We start from the raw sequence: 21,389 nt of genomic DNA, 5'->3' as shown, positions 1-21,389 counted from the left end.
AATATGGATGTTCGCCCTGCTTCTGCCCTGAAAAGCCTGTCCCAACGCGGCCTTGCGCTGGTCCTGGCCAACGCGCTGTTCTGGCAGCCGCTGCTGGCCAATGCTGACGGCATCGTGGTCAGCGGCCCGGGCACCAGCGTCGGCCAGGCGGGCAACGGCGTACCGGTGGTGAACATCGCCACGCCCAATGGCAGCGGCTTGTCCCATAACCAATTCAAGGACTACAACGTCGGCCCCAATGGCGTGATCCTCAACAACGCCACGGGTGTGCTGCAGAACACTCAACTGGGTGGGATCATCGTCGGCAACCCGAACCTCAAGGGCGGCGCGGCGAACGTCATCCTCAACGAAGTCAACGGCGGCAGCCCCAGCCAGTTGCGTGGCTACACCGAAGTGGCGGGGCAATCGGCCAAGGTCATCGTGGCGAACCCTTATGGCATCAGTTGCAACGGCTGCGGGTTTATCAACACCCCCAACGTCACGCTGACTACCGGCAAACCGGTGATCGATAAAGTCGGTCGCCTGGATCATTACCAGGTGGATGGCGGCGCCGTGACCATCGACGGCAAAGGCCTGAACGCCAGCAACGTCGACCGTTTCGAGATCATCACCCGTTCGGCCAAGATCAACGCGCAGATCAACGCACGCGAACTCACCGTGATTGCCGGTCGTAACGACGTCGATGCGCAAAGCCTTAAAACCACCGCACGTGCCGATGACGGCAGCGCCAAACCTGAACTGGCTATCGACTCCTCGGCGCTTGGCGGCATGTACGCGGGCGCCATCAAGCTGGTGGGCACCGAAGCCGGTGTGGGCGTAAAGCTCGACGGAACGCTGGCGGCCAGTGGCGGCGATATTCAACTGGATGCCAACGGCCACTTGAGCATGGCCCAGGCGGCTGCCAGCGGCGCGGTGGATATCAAGGCCGCCAGCCTCGACGCGAACGGGCCGGTCTACGCCGGCACCACGCTCAAGGCTAAAACCAAAGGCGAGCTGAAAAACCGCAAAAGCCTTGCTGCTCGCGACAGCATCACCCTGGCCAGCAATGGCCAGCTGACCAACAACGGCATCATCGAAGCCGGGGTCAACGCCGATAACACGCGCAATGCCGGTGGCGACGTCACGCTCGACAGCCAGAACATCACCAACACCGGCCGGGTGATCGCCAATCGCAGCCTCACCGCCACCGCCGCGCAAACACTGGATAACCAGGGCGCCACGATGAGTGCCAAGCAGGCGCTGAACGTTACCGCCGCCAGCGTCGACAACCGCAACAAGGGCCAACTGCTCAGCGACGGCGCACAAACCCTCAACGTCAGCGGCCTGCTGGACAACAGCCAGGGCGGCATCATCGATAGCACGGGTGCATTCACCCTGTACGGCAACCGACTGGACAACAGTGCCGGTAACCTCACGGGCGCAAGCTCCATCACCCTGGATTTGCTCGGCGACCTGATCAACCGCAACGGCAAGCTGGCGAGCGTCGGCCCGCTGCTGGTTCAACGCGCCGCCCATGTGGATAACCAGGGCGGCAAGCTCGCCAGCCAGGGCCTGCTGACCCTGTTCGCCAACAGTGTCGATAACCAGAGCAGCGGGACGCTGGCCGCCAACGATGGCCTGGCGCTTACCACCACCGGCCTGCTGCAAAACGGCGGCAACGGGCTGATCCACAGTGAAAAGGCCGGTGTAACGATCACCGCCGGCACCCTCGCCAACAACGGTGGGCGCATCGCTGCCAAAGCCGGCGATGCGGTGATCGATGCCACCGATTTCAACAACGGCAGCGGCACGCTGTTGGCCCGTGATCGCATTCGCCTCAGCGGCCTGAATGTGGATAACGGCGGTGAGATCGCGGCCAACCAGATTGATCTGAAACTGCTCGGCTCCCTGACCAACCGCGGCTTGATCGAGAGCGCCACGACCCTGGATGTCGACACCGCCAGCCTGACCAACAGCGGGCAGATGCGTGCAGTGGGCCAGGCCGGTAAAACCCGCTACGCCATCGGCGGCTTGCTGAACAACAGCGGCAGCCTGGAAACCGCCAACGACCAGTTGAGCCTCGCCGCCGGCACCTTCCAGAACACCGGCGGCAAAGTGCTGCACGTGGGCACTGGCGTGCTGGATCTGAGCGGCATCAGCCTCGACGATGTCGGCGGCAGCCTGGTAACCAATGGCGACCTGACCCTCGACAAAACCCATTGGACCAACAGCACCGCAATCCAGGCCGGACGCTTGACCGTCAATGTCGACAACCTGCAACAGACCGCCACCGGCAAACTGCTCGGCACCCGTGCACTGGTCGGCAAAGGCCTGGACTGGACAGTTGGCGGCGCCGTCGCCAGCCAAGGCAGCCTCGACCTGTCCGTGGGCAACCTGCTCAATGACCATGGCCTGATCTTCAGCGGCGGCGATATGAACCTGCGGGTCGAGCGCCTGAAAAACCTCGGCGCCAACATTTACGCCATGGGCAACCTGCGTATCGACCGCGACGGTCAGGGTGGGCTGGCGACCAGCATCATCAACAGCTCAGGGACCATCGAGAGCGAGCGCAACCTGACCCTGGCGGCCAGCACGATCCAGAATATCCGCACTGTGCTCACCACCGAGTCGGGCATCTACAGTGCGTCCATCACCCCCGTTGCCTGTGTCGAGGGCGTGACCGGTGGCGACTGTGACGGTGGCAAGCAGAACCGTCCGTTCCAGATTACCCAGCGCGAACACCTGATCGTCAAGCAGGCTTCAGCCGCCTCCAGTATCACCTCGGCCGGCAACATGCTGTTGACCGGCGGTGATCTGCTCAACAGCAGCAGTAGCATCGCCGCCGGCGGTAACCTGAGCGTGCGCGTCAACCAGCTGAGCAACATCGGCCTGGTGACCCACGACACCCAGCACGACCGTTTCTTCATGTCTGAACGCGAGCGCAAGCCGCAAGGCTGGTACCTCTACGCGGCGAATTTCACCCGCCAGTATTCCGTTGACGGTGCTGGCTACGACGCCAACAACCTTGGCGGTCTTGAAGCAGGCATGGCCGCCTTTATCGGCATGATGCAAAAGGAGCTGTTCGACCTTGGCAAGACCACCGAACTGTCGCCCACTGACCAACGCTACGCCGCGGTCATCCAGGCGGGCGGCGTTGTGGATGTGGTGGCCCAGGCCGGTATCGACAACACCGTGGTACGCGGCGGTTACACCTACGTGGGCAGCGGCGCCAATACCCAGGCGCCGGGCTACTCGACCCAGGTCAGCCTCAACCCGCAACTGCCGCCGGACGTTGCCCAACAGCAGGTCAACCCACTCAGCCTGCCGGGCTTCGACCTGCCGACCGGCGAGAACGGCCTGTTCCACCTCAACGACGGTAAGGGCGTGAATGGCCTGCCGACCAGCCAGTTCGCGGCTAACCCGCACAAGTACCTGATCGAAACCAACCCGCTGTTTACCGACATGCGTCAGTTCCTGGGCTCGGATTACATGCTGACCAAGCTCGGCTATGACCCCGACACGGCGCAGCGCCGCCTCGGTGATGGCTTCTACGAGCAGCGCCTGATCCAGCAAGCCGTGCTTGCCCGCACCGGCCAGCGTTTCATCGACGGCCAGACCAGCGATGCCGACCTGTTCAAGCACCTGATGGACAACGCCATCAGCAGCAAAAGCGCGTTGAACCTGTCGGTCGGCGTGAGCCTCACCGCCGAGCAGGTTGCGGCGCTGACTCACGATATCGTGTGGCTGGAAAACACTACCGTCGCCGGGCAGCAGGTGCTGGTTCCGGTGCTTTACCTTGCCCAGGCGAGCAACCGCCTGGCGCCGAATGGCGCATTGATTTCCGGCAGCGACGTCCGGCTGATCACCGGCAGCAACCTCAATAACGCCGGCACCCTGCGCGCCACCGGTAGCCTGTTGGCAAACGCCGGCGGCAGCCTCACCAACAGCGGTCTGATGCAAGCCGGTGGGCGTCTCGACCTGCTCAGCGGCAACACCCTGAGCAACCGTGCCGGCGGCGTGATTACCGGTGGCGACGTCAACCTCGTCGCCGGTGCCGACCTGCTCAATGAACGCAGCGTGACCACTCACGAAAGCGCGAGTGCCTATCGCACTGAACGCAGCGACTTTGTCGACAGCGCCGCGCGCATCGAATCTGCTGATGCACTGGCGTTGAAAGCCGGTGCCAACCTCAACAACGTCGGCGGCGTGCTCAAAAGTGCTGCGGATACCACGGTACAAGCCGCTGGCGACGTGAATATCGCCGCTGCGCAAACGATTAACAGCAGCGCCGTCGGCACCCGTTCGAGCTTCAAAAACATTGCACAGCAGGGCTCCGTGGTCGAAGCCGGCCGCGATTTGCACGTGATCGCCGGTCGCGACATCAGCGCCGTCGCCAGCCAGGTGGAAGCCAAGCGCGATGTGAACCTTGTCGCCACCCGCGACCTCAACGCCATCGCGGCGGCCAACGAGCAACACTCTTCGTTCAATTCGAAAAAAGTCACCAGCATCGAGGACCACGTCCAGCAAGTCTCCAGTGTGATCAAGGCCGGTGGCGACGCCACCCTGAGTGCCGGGCAAGACCTGCAACTGGTGGCCAGCCAGGTGAATGCCGGTAGCGAGGCTTACCTGGTGTCCGGTAAAAACCTCAGCCTGCGTACCGCCGAAGACCAGGACTACAGCTTCTACAGCAAGACCAAGAAAACGTCCCAGGGCAAGAAATTCCGCCTCGACGAAACTGACGTGGTGAACAACGTCGGCAGTCTTGTCAGTGCAGGTACTCACAGCACCGTCGTAGCCGGTGCAGACCTGCTGCTGGCTGGCAGCGCGGTCACCGCCGAGAAAGGCGCGACGCAATTGGTCGCGGGCCAGGACGTGAACATCCTGACCGTGAGCAATTCCGACAGCGCCCGCCATGAGCGCAAGGAAAGCAAAAGCAGCTGGGGCGGGCTCAAGTCAAGCAAGGTCCAGGACATAGTCGACGAAAAACGCACCACCGCGATGGGCAGCATGGTCTCCGGCGAAACCGTCACTGTTGCCGCCAAGCGCGACGCTACCGTCACCGGTTCCAACCTGGTCAGCACCGGCGACCTCGCCGTGCAAGCCGGTCGCGATCTGACCATCGACGCGGCGCAAAACACCTTCGCCCGCACCGACATGCACAAGGAAAAAAATCGCGACCTGACCGGTGTGCTGACCGGCAACAAGCTCGGTCTGGATGACATGACCGGCAACCAGAAGCTGTATATCAACAGCTCCAAGCACAACGGCACGGCCAATGAGATGACCTTGACCGGCAGCACTATTGGCTCGAGTGCGGGCAATGTGTCGTTGACGGCGGGGCGTGAGTTGACGGTGGTGGCCAGTGATCTGGTGAGCACCAAGAACATGGAGTTGAGTGGTGCCAATGTCACCGTCACCTCGGGTGTGGAGACTGCCAGTCAGACCAGTAAGGACAGTTCGAAAAGTCTGGCAGTAGGCCGTGTTGTCGCGGGCTCTGTCGTCGATACCGCCAACAGCATTCGCGACGCCGCAGAGGCCGCTCGCAGTGCCGACGACCCGCGCCTCAAAGCGGTAAAAATCGCCCAGGCGGCGCTGTCGCTCTACAACCTCAATAACCAGGGCGGCGAGCTCAATAAGCAGAGCACCGGCTTCAAGAACAAAACCGGTGGCTCCGCCGGCAACGGTTCGCTGATCAAGATCGGCACCGAACTGGCTAACACGCGTACCAAGAGCAGCAGCGAATACGCGGCGCAGACCGTTCACCAGAGCAACCTCAACGTCGGGGGCAAACTGTCGATCATTGCTGCGGGCGACGCGCCGGGCACGTTGGGTGACCTGACGATTACCGGCAGTACGTTGAAAGCCGACAGCACGTTGCTGTCCGCGAAAAACAACATCCTGATGCAAAGCGCGCAGAACACCACCGACCGCAAAAACGATGGCTCACGCAATCGCACTGCCATCGGCGCCAGCTTCAACATCGGCGAGCAAAATGGCTTCACCCTCGACCTTGGCGCACAAACCGCCAAAAACTTGGGTTCGGGTGGCTCGGTTACCCAGGTCAACACCACGTTGGACAGCGGCTCGCTGGTACTGCGCAGCGGCCAGGACACCAGCCTGATCGGGGCACAGGTACGGGCTGATCGTATCGATGCCGACATCGGCGGCAACCTCAACATCCTGTCGCGCCAGGACACCGATACATCCAAGAGCAAGCAGGACAGCGCGGGCTTTGGTGCGAGCATCTGCGTTCCACCGTTCTGCTACGGCTCAACCGTGGCAGCGTCCGCCAACCTGGCGGCGTCGAAGATGAACAGCGACTACCAGGCTGTCACCGACCAGAGCGGTTTCTATGCCGGCAAAGGTGGCTACACCATCGACGTGGCCAAGAACACCACCTTGCAAGGTGCAGTGATTGCGAGTGAAGCCACCGCCGATAGAAACCTGTTGCTGACAGATCGACTGCTGGTCAGCGACATCAAGAACAAAAGCGAGATTGAGAGCAAATCGGCGGGCGTGAGCGTCTCCGGTTCATACAGTGGCGGCGTGGGCACGCTGACTCCAGGTGCCCTGTATGGCATGGCGCTTAATGATTCGGATCACAGCTATACGCGCAGCGCTGTCAGCGAAGGCGCGATCCTAGTGCGCAACCCCGAGGGCGCTAACGACCTCGTCGGTTTGAACCGCGACACAGCGAATGCTAACCAGCGCCTCGACAAGCCTGATGAAAAGGCCATGCAAGAGCGCATGGACTTGGTCAAAAGCTCGATGGAGTTGACCAAGGGGATTGGCGACGCGATTGCTGCGGCGAGGATCAAGGCCGCTGACGACCCTAATAGCGACGTCAACAAAGCGACCCGAGAAAAGCTCGTGCAGGAAGGGGTTGCTAACCCGACGCGGGATCAGATCAACCAACGTGCCCAGCAGGATTATGGCGTAGGGAGCAGCTTCCAGAAGGCCAGCCAGGCGGTAACGGCTGTGGTGCAAGCGGCCATGGGCGGTAGCGTCGGGGGCGCGTTGGCGGGGGCGGCGGCGCCGTATCTGGCAGAAACAATCAGGGACAGGACCAAGGGCGACCCCACAGCCAATCTGATGGCCCATGCGGTACTGGGTGCTGTGCTCGCCAAGGCTGGCGGTAACTCAGCACTTGCTGGCGCAGCCGGTGCTGTGGCGGCGGAAGAAACCGCCAGGCTGATCAAGGAGCATCTGTATGGCGTCGTCAGTAATGAAAGCCTGACCCAAGAGCAAAAACAGACAATCGCCAGTCTTTCGACCTTGGCGGGTGGCCTTTCTGGATCGCTGACCGGCAAGGGCGCGCTGGATGCGGTGGCAGCGGCGCAGGTTGGGAAAAACGCGGTTGAAAATAACCTGTTGAGCCCGGCTAACGAGTCTTTGCTACAAAAGGCTCGCGACGCGATCAAGCACAAAAAGTACACCATCGAGGACGCAAAGACGCTTATCGCGCTCGATCAGCAAGATCAGATTTCAGATGCCTTGGTTGAGCGCCTGCGCCGCAATTCAGACTCGATGTCGGCTGCCGATAAAGCCGCAGCACAGGCGTACCTCACGGATTACGCAAACGCACTCGTTGCGGCGTATGGACAGGGTGAGGCTGATCGCCGCATCTACGCGCTTATGCGGCCCGGTCCTCTGCGACAAAGCAACGATGTGGCGTACGCGGCTGGGAGCTTCAATAAAGACGCTTCGCTAGAACGGCTCTATCCCGGCGATTTGTTGGCGCAGATGAACCGCTTTCCTAGCGAAAACGAACAGCTTTACCGCGACGCGCAACAGAAAATGCTCATTAACCAGCACTACGAAGGGGAGGCTGCAATTGGCACGCCTGCTTTGTATGTGCTGGGCGGGGGCGTGGGGTTGGCTGTACGGTTGGTGACCGCTGAGAGCGGCGTATTGCAGATCACTTATGGTGGCGTGCAGGCCTATAACGGTGACTCAAGCGACGGCGCCAAGAACATTTTCCTTGGGGCTTTGAACGCATCGGCTGCCGGTTTGCCGAGCGTGTTTAAAGGACAGTCGGTCGCCGGGTCTACTAAAGGTGTGGTAGCCAAGAATGAGAATGCTTTTGGGGGGCAGGGTGACTGGGAAACGAGTGTTCTGGTCGAAAGAAATGTTATACCGGCGACCCCAAAACCAATGGTTGATGCCGATGTTGTCACCCTCGCCAACGTTAACTATGGGCGTAGTCCTTTCTCAGAACTGAACGGCGCAATCGGCGAAGCGCGTGGATGGCACCAGACATTGGAGTCCGGCCAGATAGGCGTCTCCGGTCCCGGAAAAGCATCGCTACCCGGTGCAGATTTCATTACGTATGATCCGTCGATTCGTTCACTGATTGTTTGGGACGCTAAGTATCGAGCGGAAGGGGGACGTTATCCTTCATCGGTGCCGGCTTCAAAACTGCAGGCCTGGCAAACCGAGATCGTAAATTCGGTCAAAAATATGCCAGAGGGACCGCATAAAACGGCAGCTGAAAATGCACTCAAGGCTGGCAGGGTCGAAGGCAAAATATTCAAATGGCCGCAATAATTCTGGAGGGTGTGGTGATGATTCCTTGGTCGTTGTTGCTTGAGCAAAAAGCAGGTGATGTCCTTGATACATCCGGAGCGGCACTTTCACTCATCGATGAGGGTGTTTATGGAACTTGCGATAATCAATTTTGCTTGGCCGACACCGTTAACGAGGATGGTCAGGACAAACTCCGATTAGTTTCTTTTTACTGGGCAACCAGCGAGGCAGCGTTTCGTCGAGCCTATTTCAGAGAAGTTGAACGTGATGACATGGCTGTCAGTAGTCCCCCTGCGGAATTGATACCAAAGACGGCAGGCACGACCTATGGTCAAATCAAGCAAGCGTTGAAGGCCGTGGGGGACGTTATGGAACATGCCTCTTACCGCATAATGTCCGATGGTGCCTTTGTTCACAAAAGCCTCGAGAACGCGTCAGTGGTCTACTATTTTCGCTCGACAGACATATTGGATGACGAGCTGCCCTATGCCATTTTGTGGAAATGTCGCGGGCTTGGTAACTATTAAAAAGCAGCAGGGGAAAATAGGGGGCAGAACACGATTACTGCTAAAACTTATATTGGTGGTCTGACCCCTATTTTCCACATTGACCTTGCGAATAGTAAGCCCGTTATTGCAGCTGGTGAGGTGAAAATTGTGCGCGGGGAAGTTAAATATATAGATAATACTTCTGAGCATTATGAACCTTCCGGTCGCGCTGCACAGATCGCAGCAGAAAATGCGTTCTCTCAAAAAGGACTTGATGTGACTGGTAAATACATAGAAAAAGTCTGGGTGCCAGATCTTGGTAATCCAAGAAAAGTTGCTTGGGTGCCAAAATGAATGACATTATTAAACAGTTTGATATTCTTTGTGATGTGGCTATGGCCGCTTTTAGTGAAGAGCTGGAAATTTCCTATGAGATGTCATTGTTAAATATTTTAGAGTTTGTAAAAAAACATCCGGACTATAGAGAGTGGTTTATAGATAGATTTAAACTGATTTTAACATCTAGGAACTCGCCATTTGAAGCTGTGGCATTTTGCATGCGTGAGTTGCAGTGGCCTGAAATAAAAGAATTTGTAATTTCAAAAATGAACCCTTCAGAAGATCCTCGTAGTGAGGCCCTTCGAAGTATATTGACCACATATGATGAGTTTTGGCCGGATTCGGATCTTTATAGTTATTATAGTATGAGTTAGTTTGTGTAAAGATAAAGGGGGCGGATTTATTTAAATGTGACGCTGATCGGTAGGCTATTAATAAATCTGTCCCCTTTAATTCTGATACCTTTGCAGGCCGTGTTGAAGGCCTACGACAATATGCCAAAAGTACCATGTGCCGACTCTGATCCTGCTTTACGCGATGCTTTGCAAGCGGCGTTGGATTCAGGAAAAGCCAAGGTTCAAGGTGTAACAGTCAAAGTCGGTGTTCCCGCTTCCAGTAAAACAGGTATAGCAGAATTTAAGGTGGAACCATGGACCAAGAAGTAATTCAGTGCGAGCGTTCGGGCGTAAACTCGGAATGGCCCTCCTACAAAAGTGTGCTGGGGCGCATAGTCAAGGGGCCACACGTCTCAGATGAATATGAGTTGAATGGCATCCGTGAATATGTTGAGCGCGGCGATGCATTTGCGAAGCCATCAATGCCTGTACCGAATAGTGACAACGTTACGCGTAGTAGCTCCGAATGGATGGCCGTCACACGAGCCCACAAGGTATTGGCAAACGCACCAGATAATCCGCAATGGCTTCTGGAATTGGCCCATTGGCTGCGCTATTACCAAGTAGGAATTTGGCAGTTGTTCTTCTGGGCGGGCCAGTTCGACATTATTGCCAAAGCGGCAGGCAATGATCGACGCCGCCAAAACTACAGCATCCAAACCGCCACCAATATGATGGCCGCCATGGCGGTCCTAGGCTGGAAGGATGCCGTCATCCATCAGGGCTATCTCACCCATGCGGCTCTCAACCGTGGGCATCAATTAGTGATTGAGTACGAAGAGCAACACCGCCGCGCCCAAGCCTTTATGCTGCGCATGTTTGCCGATTGGGTGGGCGATGTCTCGCATCAATGGCCTGCTTATGCTTACGACGAACCCATCTACGAAGCCTTGTTGACCAAGTGGCGCACTCCAAGCCCCGACGATCTGATGCCCTGCCTTTTGGCCGCGTGTGACCGCCACACTTGGCAAACCGGCAAAGAGAGCCAGAAGAATTCCTACGACTTCAATCGGGACTGGCACTTGGAGCGCGTGCCAGTGGAAATTCTCTATATTCTGCGCCTGCGCCAGTGGGAAGGTTTAGCCAATCCGCAGAAGATTGATCATCCGCTGCTGGCCGCGCCCTTTGACCAATTGCCGCCCGAGCATCCAGTGCCTGAGTTGGACGAGTTGATGCGAGGTGTGCTCAAACGCGCGAGGGAAGACTGGCCAAAGTACGATGAAGTGTTGTCGTTGCCAGCATTGAGGAGTTGAATGGTGCAAAAGGTTGAGGCTCAGGCTAAAGCTTTCATTCGGTCCAATGGTTTCGATAGCATTGTTAGTACTGGGACAAGAACCCCATGAGTGCAGCAGATATAGAATTATAGTTTTACGCGTGTCCTGATAAAATGCTATCTATAAATCAGCGACATGCTGAAGTCATGGATAGGATGTCTCGGAATGGTGCTCCTTTAGGGTTTGCAGGTCTTTAGCTTCCGGCTACCCCGAGTTGTGGCGACGGGTTAGTCGCTACTTATACGGTTAAAATTCCCATCACAGGGGGATCGGGGTCAGACCACGTTTTCAGCGAAATCCATACAAGGGTTTAACTTTTTTTGTGATGTTTCATTAACGTATATAATGGTTTTCGCTATTTATAACGACTTGTGCTCTTTAAAGATTTTATTTATTTAATTGAAATCATTATTTTTTCTTTGCTTTTGTTGCAGGCGACTAAGCTGATCTATTTCAGAAATCAAGGGGTTGTTATGGCTCGTTGTCCTCGGTTGTTGGTACCAGGTCTTCCGCTGCACATCATTCAGCGCGGAAATAATCGTTCGGTTTGTTTCTATTCAGAAGATGATTAAATTTTTTTAGATCCACCTCTTATAGCTTTTGTCGGAAACTCATGATTGCAAAATTCACGCGTGGTGTCTCATGACGAATCACGTGCATGTATTACTGACTCCAACTACCCATCTTAGTGCTGGTTCGTTAATGAAAGGGCTTGGTCAGCGTTATGTCCAAAATATAAATCGTACTTATCAACGCACAGGTACTCTGTGGGAAGGTCGTTATCTTTCTTGTATCGTGCAGCACGAAAGCTATTTGATGGCCTGTTATCGGTATATAGAAATGAATCCCTTCAGAGCGGGAATGGTGGATCATCCCGCTGAGTATCGTTGGATGAGCTACCGTGCAAATGCATAGCTGGAACCTTCAGCCCTTATAACGCCTCATGATTGTTATAAAGAATTGGGTAGTAATGTCGATCAGAGAACTGAGGCGTATCGTCGTCTCTTCAAGGATGAGCTTCAGCAAGAAGTAATCGACCAAATCAGAGGTGCTACAAATAGACATTACGTGTTCGGAACGGGAAAGTATTCGTCGCAGATAGCACAAGCTTTGGGTAAGCGAACCGTTAGAGGATTCGCTGGTCGCCCAAAGAGATGACTTTCAAATGTCAATGGTGGTCTGACCTCTATTTCCCCGGATCAACACCAAGGTGACATCCACCGCGCCGGAAGCGTAGCGCGAGAAATTTTCTCAGACAAAAAATAGAGAGGTGGTAATGGAGAACTTTGAAGCCCTGATGCGCAAGAAAAAAGATGAGCATTTTTTAGATGGGCTCGTTGTTGTGGAGGAAGCTGTTTTACGTGCGATCCAAGCAGCTTTTCAGGATGTCCCCGAAGATTATTTGGCATTCTTAAGAACGTTCGGAGCTGGGGAGATTGACGATGCGGGCATCATGCTTTATGGCGGCTTTTTAGAGGCTGATGAAATTTTTGATGCAGGTACAGCGATAGCGCTACGGGATATTCGATTTTTCGGAGATGACATGCAGGGACGGTGTTTCGGCTTCGATGTGAGCGACAACTGGGCTGTGGTAGAGGTAGACTCTTCGGACATGAGTGTTAGAAAATTATGTGATAAGTTTTCTTATTTTTTATATGGTTTGCTGAGTTGAGCTGTTGTGCATAGGAAAGCCGAAGATCTGATTTTGAAAAAATGATAAAAAAGGCGGCGATCCCCCGCAGATAAATTAGTCGGATTGTTGGAGGTTGCGGGCTCGTAGTGGAGAGCAAATAGACATGGACTATTCGAGAATAATTGATCCTATTGAAGAGTCGGATTTCGTTGGGTTTGCTGATTGTGGTGACGGGATTGCTGATGAGTGGATTTGTAAAGCTGAAACTCGTCTTGGGTTGAAATTGCCAATATGGCTTGCAGTTGATTAATGAATATGAAGAAAAGCGCGGTCTGTAAGGTGGGTAAAGTGTAAAGAGGACGGACTTATTTATTTTAATAAGTCTGTTCCTTGTTTTCGAAGAAAAGAGACGGTAATGAGAAGAAATGAACCTTGGTGGCTCGCTGTCTATCTTTCTTGCGCCTGTGCGTTCGGCCTATTGTTCATGTGTGTGTTCTTTCAGGTTGCCGGGTATTGGTTGAGTGGTGGCGAGGACCTTGCCGTGCTTATAAAGGAGAATATGCCGCTTTATCTGAAAATGGCTGGAGTTGGCTTTATTCTAGGTTTTGTCTTGTGGTTGTCTAATGTTCGTTGAACGTCGGATTTACTTGTTTTATAGATGCTTTTTACCTCTTCAAGGATGATCAATGAAATCCGTAAAATACTCGCTCCTGGCCTTCCTCATGTCCTGCCTGGTGGCCGGCTGGGGCCTGGTGTATGTCGGCCGTATCAAGTGGGGTATCTGGGTCGCCGTGTTGCTGTATGGCGGTTTCGCGTTGTTGGGGGCGCTGGGGCTGGTCGCTACCCCTATTGGGCTGTACGGGCTATTTGCCTTCTTGATCACCGTCAAACTGGGCTCAGCCATCCTGTCCGCCGTGCTGGCTCGTCGCTACAACGGACCGCCCAATGTGCCACGCAAGCGTTTCCATGTCCTTTACGTCGGGGTGATGGTGATCGCGGTACTGATGCTCGATGTATTGCGGGTACCCGTGCTGGGGTTCAAAAATTACTACATCCCATCCGGGTCGATGGTGCCGACGCTGTCCATTGGCGACTACATCCTGACCGACCTGCGCGCGGGTCCGCCCAAGGTGGGGGATATCGTGGTGTACCGCTGGAATGGCACTGAAGCGGTCAAGCGCGTGGCGGGTGTTGCTGGGGATACATTAGCCTTGGTGAACGGTGAACTGATCCACAACGGCGAAAACCTCGGGTTGTTTCACGCACCGGCCGACCGCGTAAAAGGGCCCGAATCCCTTGAAATGGCACCGGTCACGGTCGAGCCAGGGCACCTCTTTTTGCTGGGCGACAACCGCTGGAGCAGCAACGACAGCCGCTTCATGGGCCAGGTCGCGGTTGAGGACGTGGTGGGCAAGGTGACGGGCATCTGGTTCTCAAATGACCGGGCGCGTATCGGGACGACGTTCCCATGAGCCTTTCGAGTGGGGCGTGTCGGGTTGTGCAGTGGTTGTGCCTGCTGGTGATGTGCGGCAGCGCCAGCGTATTCATATCGGCCTGGCTCTACCTCGACCGCAGCTCGTCAGCGCTGGGCGTGGCGGCCGGCGCCTTTGTGTGGTGCGGCATTGGCCTGTTGTTCGCGTTTGTGTTTGAGCGGTCTCGTACTGCCGCAGCCACGCTCCGGTTTATGTTGACTCGGACAGTGGCGCTGCTGATGCTTGCGGCGGGTGCGGCCTATCTGGTTGGTCTGCTGTGGGTCGAGCCGGAGCGCGATTTTATGGAGTCTCAGTTGAAAGGGGCATCGTGCGGCAAGTACACGGGTGTGATTGAAAAAGGGTGGGAGCAAATCTGCGCTGATTCAAAGCAGCCGCAAACGCCTTGAAGCTGGCTGGGCTTGGATAGGCAGTCGGTTTGGTCCTTTTGATTTTTCAATGTTCGTTGAGCGTTTTTGATGATGAATCGATATGCAGGAAAGCCCTTTCTCCGTCTTCTTGAATGCTATGTCCTGTCGGCCATTGGTGCACTGTCCGACCAGCAACGCGCCGATTTGACGGCACTCGAACCCAAATTGCACGAGCTGTATGGGACGCAGGGCAGTTGGTCTGATGTCGTCGCCTCTCAGATGGAGTTTCCGACCTCCTTGGAGGAAAAAATCCGTGCTGTTTGGCGCACAAATTCGGCAAAATTCGCCCAGGCCGGTGTGCCAATCAACGCCGAAGACTTTGCCAGAAACTTTGTCGACACCAATTTTCCGTCTTAAAGCTGGAGCAACACCGCATGGACGCAAGCAACACCGCTAAACGCCCGACCATCCTGGCCAGCATCGGACGCCGCCTGGCCGCGCGCCTCATCGATTGCGCCCTCGCGGTGCTGATCTTTTTCGTCGTCAAATTCGCCGCCGGGGCGCTGTCTGTCTACGTTCCTGCGGTGACGCCCAAGGCGGGTTTTCTTTCCGCGTTTTTTGCGGCCTTCGCCTACTTCCTGCTGGCTGATGCGCTCCCCAACGGCCAAAGCCTGGGCAAGCGCCTGCTGAGCATTGCCACCGTCGACCGCAAGACCCGTAAAGGCTGCAGCATTTCCCAGTCATTCACGCGTAATTCCGGCGCGCTGGTGGTCATCGATTGGGTGTGGATCTTCATGGAATCCAGGACGCGCCTGGGCGACATGTTCGCCAAGACCATCGTGATCCAGACCGGCAACCTGACGAGCGTGCGCGGCCTGGCGGATATTTATGACAATGGCCGGGGATAAGCACGTTATGAACGATTCAGTATCGGCTGCACAAACCTGGGACCTAGCCAGTCCGTTCCGGCGGTTGCTCGGCTATTTCATCGATATGGCCGTGGTGTTTTTCCTGCTGTTTTTGATGCGCAACCTGGACTACGCCTATCTCTATTTGCACTCGCTGACGGGCCCGATGTTGTTTACTGGCTTGCGCTATGTGCTGATGTTCTCAGCCTTCGGGTACCTTTTGTTTTGCGATGCGTTACCCAACGGCCAGAGCCTGGGTAAGCGGGTATGCCGCACGGCGGTGGTGGGTTACCCGTATCCAATGAACTGCACGCTGTTCCAGTCGTTTCTGCGCAATGTGCCGAAGCTGCTGTTCAGTGTTCTGGACGGTCTTTTTGCACTGTTCGGTTTGCGCCGTCGCTTGGGCGATATGTTGGCCAAGACGATTGTGATCAACACGTGAGCAGGACAGGGAGGGTGCAGCCGTGGCCGGTTAGTAGAATGAGGCCGGTTGGCAAACCTTTTTATTTATCGCGTAAAGGCCAATAGCCACTATCGTTTTTGTTTTCCTGACAAAGCCTTAGGAGATTTCGCCAGAGGCTTGCGCGCAAGCGCCAGTAAAACGGCGCCGCCGGGGCTTCAAAACAGCTTGAGAACGCCTTTCAACTCCGTAAAATGCCGCGATTGTTTAAGGCTCGATACTTTTCAGGGACGAATTCATACATGCGTGTGTTTGCCGTATTGCTCGCGGCCTGCCTGATGGCGGGCTGTGCTTCCAAGCCGGATTACTACATCTCCCCGGCGCCAGTGACCATTCCCAAGACTGCGACCTACTGGCTCGACACCTTCGACGTCGAGGTGGTGGGCAAGAACGAACGCTTCCTGCCGGATGACAAAGTGCGCCAGCAACTCGGTGTCGATCTGGTCGACCGTCTGCTCAAGTCCAAGCGCTACGCCAGCAGCAAGGACAAGGCCGATTACCTGCTGGATGTGAACGTCATCTATACCCGGCGCATACAAGACACCCAAGGCGGTTTCATGACGGCCATCGTCGATGACAAGACCATCCTCGCCAGTGTCGACTTCAACTATCAGGTCAAGATCAAGAAAGCCGGCGCCGAGGTGCTGCATTTCTCTCAGGCTCGCCAAGGGCTGATGCCTGGCGGTTACAAGGGCGATTGGCAGAACATGAAAACGATGGCCGGGGTGCTGACCAACTCCGGCAACTCCAGCGTCGAGACCTTTTACACCGGTTTGTTGAGCCGATTTATTGTTGACGACCTGCGTGGCATTCCGTCCCGCTAGCGTTAGCTGCCGCACCCGTTTTCCCACTTAGGAGCACCCTGTGAAAACACTGTCCAAAATCCTGCTGTCCGGCTTCACCGCCGCAGCGCTGCTGACCGTGGCCGGTTGCGCCACGGAGAGCAACCGCGCCATGCCGGTGGAGCAAGTCGCCAGCGCCAACGTCGCCTATTCCGGCGTGCGTGTACCGATTGCCGTGGGCAAGTTCGACAACCGCTCCAGCTACATGCGCGGCATCTTCTCCGACGGCGTTGACCGTCTCGGCGGCCAGGCCAAGACCATCCTGATCACCCACCTGCAGCAGACCAACCGCTTCAGCGTGCTGGACCGCGACAACATGGGCGAGATCTCCCAGGAAGCCGCGATCAAAGGCGCCGTGCAGAAGCTTAAAGGCGCTGACTACGTGGTGACGGGCGACGTGACCGAGTTCGGCCGCAAAGAAACTGGCGACCGCCAGCTGTTCGGCATCCTTGGCCGTGGCAAGACCCAAGTGGCCTACGCCAAAGTCGCGTTGAATATCGTCAACATCAGCACCTCCGAAGTGGTGTATTCCACCCAGGGCGCCGGTGAGTACGCGCTGTCCAACCGTGAAGTGATCGGCTTCGGCGGCACCGCCAGCTACGACTCCACCCTCAATGGCAAGGTCCTCGACCTGGCCATGCGTGAAGCCATCAACCGCCTTGTCGACGGCATCAACGCCGGCGCCTGGAACCCACGCAACTGATCAGCAGCACCTCAAGGAGCAGTACAAGGATGAGCAAGGCAGTCAAGTTGGCGCTGATGCTGACAGCAGTGGCGACGGTCGCCGGGTGCCAGACGGCGCCCCAGCCGCTGTACCAATGGGAAAGCTACCAGCCGCAGGTTTACGAGTACTTCAAGGGCGAGCCCAAGGAAGCACAGGTCGAGGCGCTGGAGCGGGATCTGCAGAAGATCAACGCCAGTGGCCGCAAGGCCCCGCCGGGTTACCACGCCCACCTGGGCATGCTGTACCTGAGCATGGGCAAGGATGACCAGATGGTGCAGGAATTCCGCACCGAGAAGGCACTGTTCCCTGAGTCTGCCTCGTACATGGACTTTTTGCTGAAAAACGCCAAGACCGGAGTCGCCACTAAATGAGCCTGTTGAAACTCACTGGCGCTTTGCTGGCCCTGGCCTTTCTCGGCGGTTGCGCAGCCCCCAAGACTATTGATTACACGGCCTACAAACAGGCACGACCGAAGTCGATCCTGGTCTTGCCGCCGATCAATGAATCGCCGGAAGTGCAGGCGTCCTACAGCATGGTCTCGCAAGTGACCTACCCGTTGGCCGAAGCCGGCTACTACGTGTTGCCGATTGCCCTGGTGGACGAAACCTTCCGCCAGAATGGGCTGACCACCGCCAACGATATCCAGGCGGTGCCACCGGCCAAGCTGCATGACATCTTTGGTGCGGATTCGGCGCTGTACATCACCGTGACCAATTACGGCACCAAGTACATGCTGATCTCCAGCGACACCTCCGTGACGGCCTCGGCCAAACTGGTCGACCTGCGCACCGGCACCACCCTGTGGACCGGCTCGGCGCATGCGTCCAGCGAGGAAGGCAACAACAACGGCGGCGGTCTCGTCGGCATGCTGATCACGGCGGCGGTCAAGCAAGTGATCAACAGTTCTACCGACGCGGCGCATCCGATTGCCGGCATCACCAGTGCGCGCCTGCTGTCGCCGGGTCAGCGCGCGGGGATCCTGTACGGTCCGCGTAACCCGAAATACGGCACTGACTGATTGAACGGTTCGGCGGGGCAGGTGTTTGTGTCCCGCCGAACGGTTTAACCCGAACAGCCAGCGCCTTGCGTCTGACCTTGTGAACGGATCATTCATTCACGAGGTTCAGCCCATGTCCCGTCCTCTGCTCTTCCTGCGTCCTGCTGCCCAGGGCTTTGCCGTGACCTTGCTGGTGACGCTGGCCGGTTGTGGGCTGTCCTCTTCCCACGATGTGACCAAGCCTGACGAAGCGGCACCAGTCTCCGAGCTGCAAAGCGCTCCAGTGCAAGGCGCTCTGGTTAAACGCATGCCGATGCCTGCGCCCATGAGCGCACGAAGGGTGATGCAGGAGTCCGTGGCGATGGACTACCGCAGCGAACTCCGCGAACAGTACGAAAACCTACCGGACAACCCGGTGCATCGCGTGGCCGAAACGCCGGTTTCAACCTTCAGCGTGGATGTCGACACCGGCAGCTATGCCAATGTAAGACGCTTCCTCAACCAAGGCAGCCTGCCGCCCGAAGGCGCTGTACGACTGGAGGAAATGGTCAACTACTTCCCCTACCACTACGCGCTGCCCACCGACGGTTCGCCCTTTGGCGTAACCACCGAAGTGGCCGCCACACCGTGGAACCCTCACACCCAATTGCTGCGCATCGGCATCAAGGCCTCCGACCGCGCCGTGGCGCAACTGGCGCCGGCCAACCTGGTGTTCCTGGTGGACGTGTCCGGCTCCATGGACCGCCGCGAAGGCTTGCCACTGGTGAAAAGTACGCTGAAATTGCTGGTGGACCAGTTACGCGATCAAGACCGTGTTTCTTTGGTGGTCTACGCCGGGGAGTCCCGCGTAGTGCTCAAGCCTACTTCGGGTCGTGACAAAGAGAAGATCCGCAACGCCATCGACCAACTCACTGCCGGCGGCTCCACGGCGGGCGCGTCCGGCATCGAACTGGCCTACCAGATGGCCCGCGAAGGGTTTATCGACAAGGGCATCAACCGCATCCTGCTGGCCACCGACGGTGACTTCAACGTGGGCATCAGCGACTTCGACAGCCTCAAGCAAATGGCGGTAGAGCAGCGCAAAAGTGGCGTTTCCCTGACCACCCTCGGCTTTGGTGTGGATAACTACAACGAACACCTGATGGAACACCTGGCCGACGCGGGCGACGGTAACTACGCCTACATCGACAACCTGCGTGAAGCGCGCAAAGTACTGGTGGACCAACTCAGTTCGACCCTGGCGATCGTGGCCCGTGACGTGAAATTGCAGGTGGAATTCAACCCGGCGCGCGTCAGCGAATATCGCCTGCTGGGCTATGAAAACCGCGCCTTGAAGCGTGAGGATTTCAACAACGACAAGGTCGACGCGGGTGAAATCGGGGCCGGGCATACGGTCACTGCGCTGTACGAAATTGTGCCCAAGGGCCAGAAGGGTTGGCTGGAGCCCTTGCGCTATGCTGCTGCGCCGGTCGCCGAGGATAAATCCACTGAGCTGGCGATGCTGCGTGTGCGCTACAAGCCGACGGCGGGTGGTGACAGCCAGTTGATTGAGCGGCCCATCAGTACTGTGTCGAGCAAGGCCAGCGATGACCTGCGTTTCGCGGCAGCAGTGGCCGCCTTCGCCCAACAGCTCAAGGGCGATGGCCGCTACACTGGCAGCATGAGCCTGCAGGGCACCGCCGCACTGGCCCGCTCGGCCCGAGGCGACGACCCCTTCGGGCTGCGTAATGAGTTTGTGCAACTGGTGGAATTGGCCCAGAGCCTTAAACCTGTGGCCAAACCGTGAATAAAGGGAGTTAGCCGTCGATATGCCCGCTCCAGACGTCCTACCCAGCGACGAATCACTGCTGGCCCGCTACCGAACCGGCGACAGCGCCGCGTTCGAAGCCCTGTACGCCCGGCACCGCCAGGGCCTGTACCGATTCCTCGTGTCCTTGAGTAACAAGACCGAACTGGCCGAGGAAATCTATCAGGAAACCTGGCTCAGCCTGATCCGCAGCGCCACCCAGCCACAAGGTCGGGCGAGTTTTCGTACATGGTTGTTCCAGATCGCCCGCAACCGCTTGATCGATTACTGGCGCAAGCACGGCATCCACAACCCGCTGCACGACAGCTACGACGAGCAACTGCACGCCCAGGCCGACGACAGCGCCGGCCCCGAGCAGCAGCTGAGCCTGAGTCGAGACCAGGCGCGGCTCGACGCTGCGCTGCAAGACCTGCCCGAGGACCAGCGCGAAGTCTTCCTGCTGCGCCTGCACGGCGACCTCGAAGTCCCGCAAATCGCCGCCCTCACCGGCGCCCCGTTGGAAACCGTCAAAAGCCGCCTGCGTTACGCCCAGCAGAAACTGCGCCGCCTGCTGGCCGAGGAGATACCCGCATGACCGACTCCCGACACACCCCGGACCCCGACGACATGCTGCTCCAGCACATGCGTCAACACAGCACTGGCGAGCCGCCCGCGTCCCTCGACGCCTTCATCCTCAACACCGCCCGCCGCGAAGCCCCGGCACCGCAACCGAACCTGTGGCAACGCTGGCTGCAAGCCTGCCAACGGCCACGCTGGCAAATGGCATTTGCCACGGTTGCAGGCTTGGCGCTGATGATCGGCGTGGTGATGCGCTCACCTGTGCCGCAACCCGAAATCTCTACAGCGACCTTCTCTGCGCTGCATGAGCAAGCCGCGCCTGCCGCTGCGCCGCCAATGTCCGCGCCGGCACCCGTGGCCCGACTGGCCATCGCGCCCAATGCCGAACGTGCGCAAGTCATGGGCTCGATGGCGGATGAGTCGAGCGCCAAGCTCAGCAAGCGTGCGCCGGTGGCGTTGCCTTCGTTGGAGGAGGGGTTGCAGGAGATTGTGAGCCTGCGTGAGGCTGGGGAAACCAAGGCGGCTGATGAAAAGCTGTTGGCGTTGCACAAGCGCTTTCCCGGGGAAGATTTGCCGGCGCGACTGGAGTCCATGCGAAAGTAGCCTGCAGGTGTACTGC

21 protein-coding genes are annotated in these 21,389 nt (G+C 57.4%); all 21 read left to right on the top strand.

All coding sequences use genetic code 11. The features are described from left to right. Window positions 1-3: 3 nt before the first annotated feature. Window positions 4-8,526 carry a hemagglutinin repeat-containing protein gene (locus ACP7BX_RS27265; protein ID WP_426130713.1) on the top strand — a complete coding sequence of 2,841 codons (8,523 nt, stop codon included), beginning with the start codon at window positions 4-6 and terminating at the stop codon, window positions 8,524-8,526. Beyond that, window positions 8,514-9,032 carry a hypothetical protein gene (locus ACP7BX_RS27260; RefSeq protein ID WP_237142536.1) on the top strand — a complete coding sequence of 173 codons (519 nt, stop codon included), beginning with the start codon at window positions 8,514-8,516 and terminating at the stop codon, window positions 9,030-9,032. The genes ACP7BX_RS27265 and ACP7BX_RS27260 overlap by 13 nt, the downstream gene beginning before the upstream one ends. Window positions 9,033-9,152: 120 nt before the next feature. Continuing rightward, entirely contained in the window at window positions 9,153-9,347 is a 195-nt protein-coding gene (locus tag ACP7BX_RS27255; protein WP_156487784.1) for a hypothetical protein, read from the top strand. Beyond that, window positions 9,344-9,706, top strand: coding sequence for a hypothetical protein (locus ACP7BX_RS27250; RefSeq protein ID WP_178954200.1), 363 nt, complete (start codon window positions 9,344-9,346; stop codon window positions 9,704-9,706). The genes ACP7BX_RS27255 and ACP7BX_RS27250 overlap by 4 nt, the downstream gene beginning before the upstream one ends. A gap of 36 nt (window positions 9,707-9,742) precedes the next feature. Then, a complete protein-coding gene (locus ACP7BX_RS27245) occupies window positions 9,743-9,997 on the top strand; it encodes a hypothetical protein (RefSeq protein WP_082461618.1) in 255 nt (84 codons plus the stop codon). 308 nt (window positions 9,998-10,305) lie between these two features. After that, window positions 10,306-10,980, top strand: a complete 675-nt coding sequence (locus tag ACP7BX_RS27240) for a hypothetical protein (protein WP_426130835.1) — start codon at window positions 10,306-10,308, stop codon at window positions 10,978-10,980. A gap of 663 nt (window positions 10,981-11,643) precedes the next feature. Continuing rightward, window positions 11,644-11,916 carry a transposase gene (locus ACP7BX_RS27235; RefSeq protein WP_426130716.1) on the top strand — a complete coding sequence of 91 codons (273 nt, stop codon included), beginning with the start codon at window positions 11,644-11,646 and terminating at the stop codon, window positions 11,914-11,916. A 361-nt stretch (window positions 11,917-12,277) separates the two neighbouring features. Further along, the gene (locus tag ACP7BX_RS27230) at window positions 12,278-12,673 is read left to right on the top strand and encodes an SMI1/KNR4 family protein (protein WP_178954201.1); all 396 of its coding nucleotides are present in this window, start codon (window positions 12,278-12,280) and stop codon (window positions 12,671-12,673) included. A gap of 376 nt (window positions 12,674-13,049) precedes the next feature. Beyond that, entirely contained in the window at window positions 13,050-13,268 is a 219-nt protein-coding gene (locus tag ACP7BX_RS27225) for a hypothetical protein (protein ID WP_178954203.1), read from the top strand. A gap of 52 nt (window positions 13,269-13,320) precedes the next feature. After that, window positions 13,321-14,106, top strand: a complete 786-nt coding sequence (gene lepB / locus ACP7BX_RS27220) for a signal peptidase I (RefSeq protein ID WP_177074403.1) — start codon at window positions 13,321-13,323, stop codon at window positions 14,104-14,106. Continuing rightward, window positions 14,103-14,513: a hypothetical protein gene (locus ACP7BX_RS27215; RefSeq protein ID WP_314524235.1), complete on the top strand. Its 411-nt coding sequence runs from the start codon at window positions 14,103-14,105 to the stop codon at window positions 14,511-14,513. Before lepB ends, ACP7BX_RS27215 begins: the two co-directional genes overlap by 4 nt. A 69-nt stretch (window positions 14,514-14,582) precedes the next feature. Further along, window positions 14,583-14,891, top strand: a complete 309-nt coding sequence (locus ACP7BX_RS27210; RefSeq protein ID WP_133076582.1) for a hypothetical protein — start codon at window positions 14,583-14,585, stop codon at window positions 14,889-14,891. A gap of 17 nt (window positions 14,892-14,908) precedes the next feature. Continuing rightward, the gene (locus ACP7BX_RS27205; RefSeq protein ID WP_426130720.1) at window positions 14,909-15,382 is read left to right on the top strand and encodes an RDD family protein; all 474 of its coding nucleotides are present in this window, start codon (window positions 14,909-14,911) and stop codon (window positions 15,380-15,382) included. A gap of 7 nt (window positions 15,383-15,389) precedes the next feature. Beyond that, window positions 15,390-15,824 carry an RDD family protein gene (locus ACP7BX_RS27200; protein ID WP_426130722.1) on the top strand — a complete coding sequence of 145 codons (435 nt, stop codon included), beginning with the start codon at window positions 15,390-15,392 and terminating at the stop codon, window positions 15,822-15,824. A 260-nt stretch (window positions 15,825-16,084) separates the two neighbouring features. Continuing rightward, window positions 16,085-16,666: a hypothetical protein gene (locus ACP7BX_RS27195; RefSeq protein WP_133076580.1), complete on the top strand. Its 582-nt coding sequence runs from the start codon at window positions 16,085-16,087 to the stop codon at window positions 16,664-16,666. Window positions 16,667-16,706: 40 nt separating this feature from the next. Beyond that, the gene (locus ACP7BX_RS27190; RefSeq protein WP_426130724.1) at window positions 16,707-17,387 is read left to right on the top strand and encodes a CsgG/HfaB family protein; all 681 of its coding nucleotides are present in this window, start codon (window positions 16,707-16,709) and stop codon (window positions 17,385-17,387) included. 29 nt (window positions 17,388-17,416) lie between these two features. Further along, window positions 17,417-17,779: a DUF4810 domain-containing protein gene (locus ACP7BX_RS27185; RefSeq protein WP_025855472.1), complete on the top strand. Its 363-nt coding sequence runs from the start codon at window positions 17,417-17,419 to the stop codon at window positions 17,777-17,779. Next, entirely contained in the window at window positions 17,776-18,426 is a 651-nt protein-coding gene (locus tag ACP7BX_RS27180; RefSeq protein ID WP_426130726.1) for a DUF799 domain-containing protein, read from the top strand. The genes ACP7BX_RS27185 and ACP7BX_RS27180 overlap by 4 nt, the downstream gene beginning before the upstream one ends. Window positions 18,427-18,538: 112 nt before the next feature. Then, window positions 18,539-20,191 (top strand): vWA domain-containing protein, encoded by a 1,653-nt coding sequence (locus ACP7BX_RS27175; protein WP_426130728.1) that lies wholly within the window; start codon window positions 18,539-18,541, stop codon window positions 20,189-20,191. 22 nt (window positions 20,192-20,213) lie between these two features. Then, complete coding sequence (locus ACP7BX_RS27170) at window positions 20,214-20,786, top strand: RNA polymerase sigma factor (protein WP_033900162.1); 573 nt, start codon at window positions 20,214-20,216, stop codon at window positions 20,784-20,786. Beyond that, on the top strand, window positions 20,783-21,373 hold the full coding sequence (locus ACP7BX_RS27165) for a hypothetical protein (protein WP_426130730.1): 591 nt from the start codon (window positions 20,783-20,785) through the stop codon (window positions 21,371-21,373). Before ACP7BX_RS27170 ends, ACP7BX_RS27165 begins: the two co-directional genes overlap by 4 nt. Window positions 21,374-21,389 lie beyond the last annotated feature (16 nt).

The sequence above is a fragment of the Pseudomonas sp. DWP3-1-3b3 genome (genome assembly GCF_049896305.1).
Taxonomy (GTDB): Bacteria; Pseudomonadota; Gammaproteobacteria; order Pseudomonadales; family Pseudomonadaceae; genus Aquipseudomonas; species Aquipseudomonas azotoformans_A.
Note: the sequence above shows the minus strand (reverse complement) of the source record. Positions and strands in the feature narration are given on the sequence as shown.